This window comes from Vibrio sp. Vb1729, from assembly GCF_033338655.1.
Lineage (GTDB): Bacteria > Pseudomonadota > Gammaproteobacteria > Enterobacterales > Vibrionaceae > Vibrio > Vibrio alginolyticus.
Genome location: NZ_JAWOTB010000019.1, coordinates 42,830 through 51,670 on the forward strand (window position 1 = coordinate 42,830; position 8,841 = coordinate 51,670).

Consider the following 8,841-nt stretch of genomic DNA (forward strand, 5'->3'; position numbering starts at 1 on the left):
ATTTTTTCTCTTTTATTCGAAGCAAATTTCGATAAAGGCATTTCCCCATTGGGAAGAGAAAGGCATGATAATAATTGAGCCTTCACACTTGTGGCGAATCGTATGACCTCGGCCCGAAACCACAACCGGTGTTGCCATATCAAAGTCAAAACCACTTTCCGCCAGAATGCGTTTCGCACCACCAGTAACCATGTTGGTGATCTCACCCACCATATCGGTCACTTCTTCATTGAGCCCATTTGGACGTTCACCAAGCATGTTCTGCATGATTTCTAGGGCGAGTGCTTCATCAAAGGTGATCGACATTGAACCACGAGTTTGTGGGCCTACCATACCAATCAGACCAGAAACGTCACCTCGTGCGATCTCATCTTTTTTGATTCGCGGTTTTTGTGGCTTCAGCTCAAGAGAAGCCATAGTTTTTAGCACGTTCATTAAAGAAGCTAAAAACGGGTTTACAAATTCAGCGCGCATAACGTTCTTCTATACTTTTTCTTTCGTCTCGGAGGAACAGGCCTGGCATTCACCATGAGTTTCAATAACTTGGTTGGTCAGTTTGAATCCATGCTTCTCGGCGTTTTCGGCTAACAAGGATATCAGCGTCTCATCTTCGAGTTCAACGACATCACCACATTTATCGCAAATTAGTAATTGGAAAAAGTGCTGCTGAGTATTGAAAGAACAACAAGTAATAAAGCTATTTGTCGATTCCACTCGGTGGATGAAGCCTTGCTCTAGGAGAAAATCTAATGCTCGATAAACAGTGGGCGGCTTAGCCTGAGGCTCACTCTCTTTTAGTTGCTCCAATAGCTCATACGCACTTGAGGCGCGGCGATTAGAACAAATGAGTTCAAATACGCGTCGGCGTTGCGGAGTCAGTCGTACTCCACGCTCTGCGCAGATACTTTCAATTTGTTCAATGATTGTTGGGTTCAAACCTTTCACCATAACTATCGGACGTGCTCTATGATAAATCATTTCTATACGAAGTTCGTTTAGAAATGCTTCATTTTACCCACTATCAGAACGAAAATCATGAATTAAAGCAAGTCGGTGGTGGTGTGAAGGCGGAATAATCATCACAGAATGAATCAACGAATGACAGATTCGTATTACTTCTGCGTATTCCTAAGCACTTGGCTAGTCAGCCAACCAAATCATTCTCGCTGAAACTAGCACCCAGAGGTGCTTGGGTATACAATACCCGACTTATTTTTTGAGCGTACTGCTGCGCTCGACCTTGGCAACATAAAAACGGGTGTTTATATCATGACTCATTCTTGCAGGCTCTCCGTAGCACCAATGTTAGATTGGACTGATCGTCATTGTCGCTACTTCCATCGCTTAATGACCAAAGAAACCCTGTTGTACACTGAAATGGTGACGACAGGTGCGATCATTCATGGAAAAGGAGATTTCCTGGCTTATAACGAAGAAGAGCATCCGTTAGCCCTTCAACTTGGTGGTTCAAACCCAGCAGATTTGGCTACGTGTGCCAAGCTAGCGCAAGAGCGTGGCTACGATGAGATTAACCTAAATGTGGGGTGTCCATCTGACCGCGTACAAAACGGTCGATTTGGTGCTTGCCTAATGGCTGAACCGCAGTTAGTTGCGGATTGTGTCGCAGCAATGAAAGACGTGGTCGATATCCCTGTAACAGTCAAGACTCGCATTGGTATTGATGATCAAGACTCTTACGAATTCCTAACGGATTTCGTTTCTATTGTTTCAGAAAAGGGTGGCTGCGAGCAGTTCACTATCCACGCACGTAAAGCATGGTTAAGTGGTCTAAGCCCAAAAGAAAACCGTGAGATCCCACCATTGGATTACCCACGCGCTTACCAATTGAAGCAAGACTTCTCACACCTAACGATTGCGATTAACGGTGGCGTGAAATCATTAGAAGAAGCAAAAGCACATCTTCAGCATCTTGACGGTGTGATGATTGGTCGTGAAGCATACCAAAGCCCATATTTACTGGCATCGGTAGATCAAGAGTTGTTTGGCTCTAATGCTCCAGTGAAGAAACGCAGCGAAATTGTTGAAGAGATGTATCCATACATTGAAGCGCAATTAGCGAAAGGTGCGTACCTTGGTCATATTACCCGCCACATGTTAGGTTTGTTCCAAAGCATGCCCGGTGCTCGTCAATGGCGTCGTCATATCAGTGAAAATGCGCACAAACCAGGTTCTGGTCTAGAAGTATTGCAAGACGCGCTAGCTAAGATTCCAAAAGAATTGAATGTGTAAAATTCGCCAGTGAATGGCTAAAATTACCAACTAAAGAATGATAAAGCCAGAGTGCAGAAATGTCTCTGGCTTTGTTTTTTTATTAAAAATCATAATCTTAACTTCGTTTCTGTAAGTTGGTATGGAAACTGCTCTGTTTATTGAAAACAAATGGAGAAGTGATTATGTTGGAGCTAATCTTTATTTTAGTCTTTGCGGCGACCTTGTTGGTTACGGGTATCACAATGATGACCGTATTCGCAGCAACTGGTATTGCGTTAGTTGTGATGTTTTTACTGGGAATGGTTGGAGCGGTACTTAAACTATTACCATGGTTAATCGTGATTGCATTGGGTATTTGGTTCTTCAAGAATTACGTCGCTCAGCCCCGCTATAAATAATGAGTAACATCATTTAGTTGATGGAGAGGCGTGAGAATATGGTATATTTCCTCTCACGTCCTCTACGTGAATATCAGCTATCTCGGAGTAAATACTACATGACAAATAAAGCGAACATCGCTTTAACGGCATTATCGTTGGCAGTATCTTTTCCTGTTTTTGCAGAGTACTCTGTATCGACAAAAGTCGGCGCAGAGGTATGGGCTGCCGACACTAAAGTTAATGAAGTGAGACGAGATAGCAGTACCGCAGGCACTTTTTACGCGGCGATTGAACATGATGTTAAATACGTCCCTAATGCGCGCCTTCGTTACTCAAGTGTTGATGCGGATTACATGGGGTTCGATAAGCTCGATTTAACCTTGTATTACCACGTTCTAGAGCATGATTTATTGCACTTTGATGCGGGTCTCACGTTTAGTAATTTAAGTGACACTAAATACATTGATGCTGGCTCAAGCAGGCGTGTAGAAGAATTTGATGAGCTGATTTGGGCTTGGTATGGTTACGCAGAAATTCAAGTTCCGGATACAAACTTTGATGTGATTGGTGAGATAAACTTTGGTGACAACAAAGGTATCAAAAGCACCGATTTCATGGCAGGTGTTCAATACAATGTACCGCTCGAAAAAGCTCGACTGGCTTTTCGTGGAGGTTACCGTGTGATTGATTTAGAGTCCGATAAATTCATGTCGGATCTAGGGAAAGAGTTTATTTTTGCTAACGGCTTCTTTGTGAGTGCGGAATACGCGTTCTAAACTCAGCCATGTTAGATATTCGATTTACTTAAAACGTCGCTTTATAAGCGGCGTTTTTTTATATCACTTCATTATATCTAATCGAAATTTCTCCCTATTTGGCTGACTTAGACCATGCTTACCTAGGAGCAATGTGAAAGTTAAAACAGGGATAGCGATGACAATAAATGAACTAAGACATCTATTCCGTGAAAATCAGCTTATCGAAGCGATTATTGAGCCTGCAATCCAAGAGGGTGGTTGGGTTGTAGAGTTCAGACATGCGCGCGGTGGTTTTGTTTTTCTAACGGACAGTCACGGCGAAGAATGTCTTTATGAAGATTTGGATACTGCGTCAAAATCGGCAATGGCAGTAGGCTTTCAACAAGTCCGCATTGAAGATCGATGAGCAAAAAGTAAGCCGTTCTTACTTCCAAAAAGTTATAAAACATTCACTTCTATTCTTTCTTGTTATTAAGGAGAGTGGGTACTCTATCGTCACGCAATGAATAGGGATGTCGTGATAATGTCTTTTCAAAAGAATGAGTATTCTCACAAGAATGTGTCTGAAGATAATAATGGGCAAGGAGGAAATCCTCCAATCGCAAGCCCTCTGAATGACCAACAAATTAGCTCACTCCAACAAACTGTCTCTGAGTTGTCTTCACAGCAACTTGCTTGGGTCAGTGGGTATTTTTGGGGATTAGCTCAAAATCAACCAAACACAGCGGTAACGCCAATTGCACAAGCAACGGCAGCCGTATCAGCGAAGCCAGCAGGTAAGTTGAGTATTATTTTTGCTTCCCAAACGGGCAATGCTAAAGGTGTTGCTGAAGCTCTGGAACAGGAAGCAAAAGCAGAAGGAATTGCAGTCGAACTTTTTGATGCAAGCGATTACAAAGGTAAAAACTTAGCCAAAGAAACGCATGTCATTATTGTGGCATCGACTAACGGCGAAGGCGAAGCGCCAGACAATGCCATTGAGCTACATGAGTTTTTGCAATCGAAGAAGGCTCCTAAGCTGCCAAACCTGCAATATGGTGTTATTGCATTGGGAGATTCTAGCTACGAGTTCTTCTGTCAGACCGGTAAAGACTTCGACACTTACCTATCAAAGCTAGGCGCGACTCCATTTATCGAGCGTCTTGATTGCGATGTGGATTATGAAGCCCCCGCAACTGAATGGCGTAAGAATGCGTTAGACAAGGTAAAAGATACACTTTCTTCTGGCTCTGAAGCGGATGTGGTTCAACTTCCTGTGGGTCAAGCTGCGACTGCGCACTCTCCTTACAATAAACAAAATCCGTACACTGCGACGTTACTGACCAGTCAAAAAATCACGGGCCGTGACTCTGGAAAAGACGTTCGCCATATAGAAATCGACTTAGAAGGCTCGGGTTTAACGTATCAGCCAGGTGATGCACTAGGTGTGTGGTTTGAAAATAGCTCGGAACTTGCAAATGCCATTCTTGGTAAGGTCGGTTTGTCTGGGGTTGAGACTGTTGACGTTGATGGTGAAAGCTTGTCAATCCACAGTGCTCTCGTGAGTAAATATGAAATCACAACATCTAACCCACAGCTCATCACAAAGTTTGCCGAGTTATCCGGTAGCAAGAAGCTACAAAAGTTAGTTGAAGATAAAGATAAGCTTCGCGAGTACTCTGCAAATACTCAAATCGTTGATGTACTGGCAGAAAAGAAAACCAAGTTAACCGCAGATGAATTGATTGGTTTGCTTCGTCGTCTTACTCCACGCCTTTACTCTATTGCATCAAGCCAAGAAGAGGTCGATGAAGAAGTACACCTAACGGTTGCTTTGGTTGAGTACGAACAAAACGACGAAAAACGATATGGTGGAGCGTCTAGTTTCTTAGCACAGCGTCTCGAAGAGGGAGATGAAGTTAAAGTATTTGTTGAGCATAACAACAACTTTAAACTGCCGGAAGATGATAGCACTCCAATTATCATGGTTGGTCCTGGCACAGGGATCGCACCATTCCGAAGCTTTATTCAGGAACGTGAAAACCGTGATGCTGAAGGCAAAAACTGGTTGTTCTTTGGTGATCGCACGTTCACTCAAGACTTCTTATACCAAGTGGAATGGCAAAAGTATCTCAAGTCAGGAGTACTAAGCCGATTGGATGTTGCCTTTAGTCGTGACCAAGTAGAAAAGGTTTACGTACAACATCGCATCTTAGAAAACGCAGCTCAAGTGTGGCAGTGGATCCAAGAAGGCGCTTATATCTATGTCTGCGGTGATGCAACGCGTATGGCAAAAGATGTGCACGACGCATTGGTTATCGTTGCTGAACAAGAAGGCAAGATGCCGCGTGACGATGCAGAACAATTTATTAATGACCTACGTAAAGCGAAACGTTATCAGAGGGATGTTTACTAATGACTTTTTCTACGGACAATAATAAGCAGGTTGTATTAGGTGAAGAGTTAGGGCCGCTATCTGATAACGAGCGCCTGAAGCGAGAAAGCAACTTATTACGTGGCACTATTGAGCAAGATTTACAGGACCGTATTACAGGTGGCTTTACTGCCGACAACTTCCAGTTAATTCGTTTCCACGGTATGTATCAACAAGACGATCGTGATATCCGTAATGAACGCACAAAGCAAAAACTGGAACCATTACATAATGTGATGCTTCGTGCTCGTATGCCTGGAGGCATCATCACGCCAACGCAATGGTTAGCGATCGACAAGTTCGCAACGGAGCACTCTTTATATGGAAGTATTCGTCTGACGACTCGCCAAACGTTCCAGTTTCATGGGGTATTAAAACCGAATATTAAGTTGATGCATCAAACGCTCAACAGTATTGGCATTGATTCGATTGCAACCGCGGGTGATGTAAACCGTAACGTGTTGTGTACCACTAACCCAGTGGAGTCAGAGTTACACCAAGAAGCTTACGAATGGGCGAAGAAGATCAGTGAGCATCTATTACCAAAGACGCGCGCTTATGCAGAGATTTGGCTAGACGGTGAAAAAGTAGAAAGCACAGAAGAAGACGAACCGATTCTAGGCAAGAACTACTTACCACGTAAGTTTAAAACCACAGTGGTTATCCCACCGCAAAATGACGTAGATGTACACGCTAACGATCTCAACTTCGTAGCGATTGCAGATAACGGCAAGCTGGTTGGTTTTAACGTCCTGGTCGGCGGCGGCTTAGCGATGACGCATGGCGATACATCAACTTATCCGCGCCGCGCTGACGACTTTGGCTTTATTCCGCTGGACAAGACACTTGATGTTGCCGCAGCTGTAGTAACAACTCAGCGCGACTGGGGTAACCGTTCAAACCGTAAGAACGCAAAAACCAAATACACATTGGATCGTGTAGGTAGCGATGTCTTTAAAGCGGAAGTCGAGAAACGTGCTGGTGTTAAGTTTGAGCAAAGCCGTCCATATGAATTCACAGAACGTGGTGACCGTATTGGCTGGGTAGAAGGAATTGATGGTAAATATCATTTAGCGCTTTTCATCGAAAATGGTCGCTTATTAGACTTTCCAGGTAAACCACTTAAGACGGGTGTTGCTGAAATTGCCAAAATCCACAAAGGCGATTTCCGCATGACAGCAAACCAAAACCTAATTGTTGCGGGTGTACCTAAAAACGAAAAAGCGAAGATTGAAAAGATCGCTCGTGAACATGGCTTAATGGACGACGGCGTAAGTGAACAGCGTAAGAACTCAATGGCTTGTGTTGCTTTTCCAACTTGTCCGCTAGCGATGGCAGAAGCTGAACGTTTCCTTCCTCAGTTTGTTACTGATGTTGAGGGGATTCTGGAGAAGCACAACCTACCAGAAAATGACAACATCATTTTGCGTGTAACTGGGTGTCCAAATGGTTGTGGTCGCGCAATGTTGGCTGAAATTGGTCTAGTTGGCAAAGCGCCGGGTCGTTACAACTTGCACCTAGGTGGTAACCGTGCCGGTACTCGAGTACCAAAAATGTATAAAGAGAACATCACGGATAAGCAAATCTTAGAAGAGATTGATCTGCTGGTGGCCCGATGGTCGAAAGAGCGTGAAGAAGGCGAAGCCTTTGGCGATTTCACTATTCGTGCTGGCATTATCCAAGAAGTGCTCGTATCAAAGAGGGACTTTCATGCTTGATTCTGTAGCATCCAAGCTGGAGCTCACAGAGTTACTGACATTAACAAAGACGGAGCAAATCCTCCGTCTTGCTCAAATTAATGTCGAGCTCGAAAAGCTTTCAGCACAAGAGAGAGTAGCGTGGGCTTTAGATAATCTAGAAGGCGAGTTCGCGGTTTCTTCTAGTTTTGGTATTCAAGCCGCGGTTATGCTTCATTTAGTTACTCGCGCCAAAGCGGACATCCCCGTCATTCTAACCGATACTGGTTACCTGTTTGCTGAGACGTACCGATTTATCGATGAGCTGACAGATGCTCTCAACCTAAATTTAAAAGTTTATCGAGCCAAAGAAAGTGCGAATTGGCAAGAAGCTCGATATGGAAAATTATGGGAGCAGGGCGTAGAGGGAATTGAAAAATACAACAAGCTCAATAAAGTTGAGCCGATGCGTCGAGCGTTAAAAGAACTTAATGTTGGAACGTGGTTCTCTGGATTGCGTCGAGAGCAAAGTAAATCTCGTGCAGGTTTACCGATTCTATCAATTCAGAACGGTGTGTTTAAATTTCTACCAGTAATTGATTGGACTAATAAAGACGTTCATTACTACTTAGAACAACACGGCCTTAAATACCACCCATTGTGGGATGAAGGTTACCTTTCAGTTGGTGATACACATACCACTCGTAAATGGGAGCCGGGAATGTCAGAGGAAGAAACTCGATTCTTTGGCTTAAAGCGAGAATGTGGCCTACACGAAGATGATGGCTCTGAACAAGATGGGTCTGGCATATAGCCATAATGCTCTTTAAATAGAGTTTAGGTTAAGTTTAATAAAGATAGCTGCAATAAAGCAGCTTTCTTTATTTATGGTACTTGAAAAAACACGCCTCAAAGAACAACTCTGTGGATAAGTTGTGTGAGAGTTTGGGGTAAAGTTGAATAAATAAAGGTTTGATCGAAAACTCATCGTTTAACCATTATTTTTGCAATTTTTGAAAAATAACACTTGCCAATGTGAGCGCGATCTCTATAATGCCTCCTCGTCGACAGGGCAAGGCCTCACAAGGGGTTAAGCGAAGTTGATAAGGCTGAAAAGAAAAACGAAATAATTTGAAGAAAGTGTTTGACACAATAAATTATCTCGCTAGAATGGCCGCCTCTTCCGAAGTGATGTCAATCACAAAGAAGAGTTGCTCTTTAACAATATAGACCTATCAATCTGTGTGGGCACTCGTTGATGATAATCCAATTAGATACCTCGGTATCAAATTAGGTTTCAATGAAACGAAGTGACCATTGAATCGAAAGATTCAGCACAGTCAATTCAAACATTACTTATGTAATGTTCAGTATTCATTGAG

Annotated in this window: 9 protein-coding genes; 7 read left to right on the forward strand and 2 right to left on the reverse strand. The window is 43.3% G+C overall.

Annotated features, from left to right (window positions below; all coding sequences use genetic code 11):
- Positions 1-12 precede the first annotated feature (12 nt).
- Positions 13-474: a chemotaxis protein CheX gene (locus tag R7E29_RS10815; protein ID WP_005381269.1), complete on the reverse strand. Its 462-nt coding sequence runs from the start codon at positions 472-474 to the stop codon at positions 13-15.
- A gap of 9 nt (positions 475-483) precedes the next feature.
- On the reverse strand, positions 484-948 hold the full coding sequence (gene zur / locus R7E29_RS10820) for a zinc uptake transcriptional repressor Zur (RefSeq protein ID WP_005381268.1): 465 nt from the start codon (positions 946-948) through the stop codon (positions 484-486).
- Positions 949-1,269: 321 nt separating this feature from the next.
- On the opposite strand from zur, the gene dusA reads away from it, so the two are divergent.
- The 7 genes from dusA (at position 1,270) to R7E29_RS10855 (ending at position 8,273) form a co-directional block, all read left to right on the forward strand.
- Complete coding sequence (gene dusA / locus R7E29_RS10825) at positions 1,270-2,250, forward strand: tRNA dihydrouridine(20/20a) synthase DusA (protein WP_017821727.1); 981 nt, start codon at positions 1,270-1,272, stop codon at positions 2,248-2,250.
- Between the two features lie 164 nt (positions 2,251-2,414).
- Complete coding sequence (pspG, locus tag R7E29_RS10830) at positions 2,415-2,630, forward strand: envelope stress response protein PspG (RefSeq protein WP_005381266.1); 216 nt, start codon at positions 2,415-2,417, stop codon at positions 2,628-2,630.
- A gap of 98 nt (positions 2,631-2,728) precedes the next feature.
- Positions 2,729-3,388 carry a TIGR04219 family outer membrane beta-barrel protein gene (locus R7E29_RS10835; protein ID WP_005381265.1) on the forward strand — a complete coding sequence of 220 codons (660 nt, stop codon included), beginning with the start codon at positions 2,729-2,731 and terminating at the stop codon, positions 3,386-3,388.
- Between the two features lie 157 nt (positions 3,389-3,545).
- Positions 3,546-3,776: a hypothetical protein gene (locus R7E29_RS10840; protein WP_005381264.1), complete on the forward strand. Its 231-nt coding sequence runs from the start codon at positions 3,546-3,548 to the stop codon at positions 3,774-3,776.
- 117 nt (positions 3,777-3,893) lie between these two features.
- Positions 3,894-5,765 (forward strand): assimilatory sulfite reductase (NADPH) flavoprotein subunit, encoded by a 1,872-nt coding sequence (locus R7E29_RS10845; RefSeq protein ID WP_005381262.1) that lies wholly within the window; start codon positions 3,894-3,896, stop codon positions 5,763-5,765.
- Positions 5,765-7,501, forward strand: coding sequence for an assimilatory sulfite reductase (NADPH) hemoprotein subunit (gene cysI, locus R7E29_RS10850; RefSeq protein WP_005382750.1), 1,737 nt, complete (start codon positions 5,765-5,767; stop codon positions 7,499-7,501). Before R7E29_RS10845 ends, cysI begins: the two co-directional genes overlap by 1 nt.
- Entirely contained in the window at positions 7,494-8,273 is a 780-nt protein-coding gene (locus R7E29_RS10855) for a phosphoadenylyl-sulfate reductase (protein WP_005382748.1), read from the forward strand. The genes cysI and R7E29_RS10855 overlap by 8 nt, the downstream gene beginning before the upstream one ends.
- Positions 8,274-8,841 lie beyond the last annotated feature (568 nt).

Excerpts from the sequence above, each read along its gene's own strand:
- R7E29_RS10855 (WP_005382748.1), top strand. The coding sequence starts at position 7,494 with ATGCTTGATTCTGTAGCATCCAAGCTGGAGCTCACAGAGTTACTGACA.
- cysI (WP_005382750.1), top strand. The coding sequence starts at position 5,765 with ATGACTTTTTCTACGGACAATAATAAGCAGGTTGTATTAGGTGAAGAG.
- pspG (WP_005381266.1), top strand. The coding sequence starts at position 2,415 with ATGTTGGAGCTAATCTTTATTTTAGTCTTTGCGGCGACCTTGTTGGTT.
- R7E29_RS10840 (WP_005381264.1), top strand. The coding sequence starts at position 3,546 with ATGACAATAAATGAACTAAGACATCTATTCCGTGAAAATCAGCTTATC.
- zur (WP_005381268.1), bottom strand. The coding sequence starts at position 948 with ATGGTGAAAGGTTTGAACCCAACAATCATTGAACAAATTGAAAGTATC.
- R7E29_RS10835 (WP_005381265.1), top strand. The coding sequence starts at position 2,729 with ATGACAAATAAAGCGAACATCGCTTTAACGGCATTATCGTTGGCAGTA.
- dusA (WP_017821727.1), top strand. The coding sequence starts at position 1,270 with ATGACTCATTCTTGCAGGCTCTCCGTAGCACCAATGTTAGATTGGACT.
- R7E29_RS10815 (WP_005381269.1), bottom strand. The coding sequence starts at position 474 with ATGCGCGCTGAATTTGTAAACCCGTTTTTAGCTTCTTTAATGAACGTG.
- R7E29_RS10845 (WP_005381262.1), top strand. The coding sequence starts at position 3,894 with ATGTCTTTTCAAAAGAATGAGTATTCTCACAAGAATGTGTCTGAAGAT.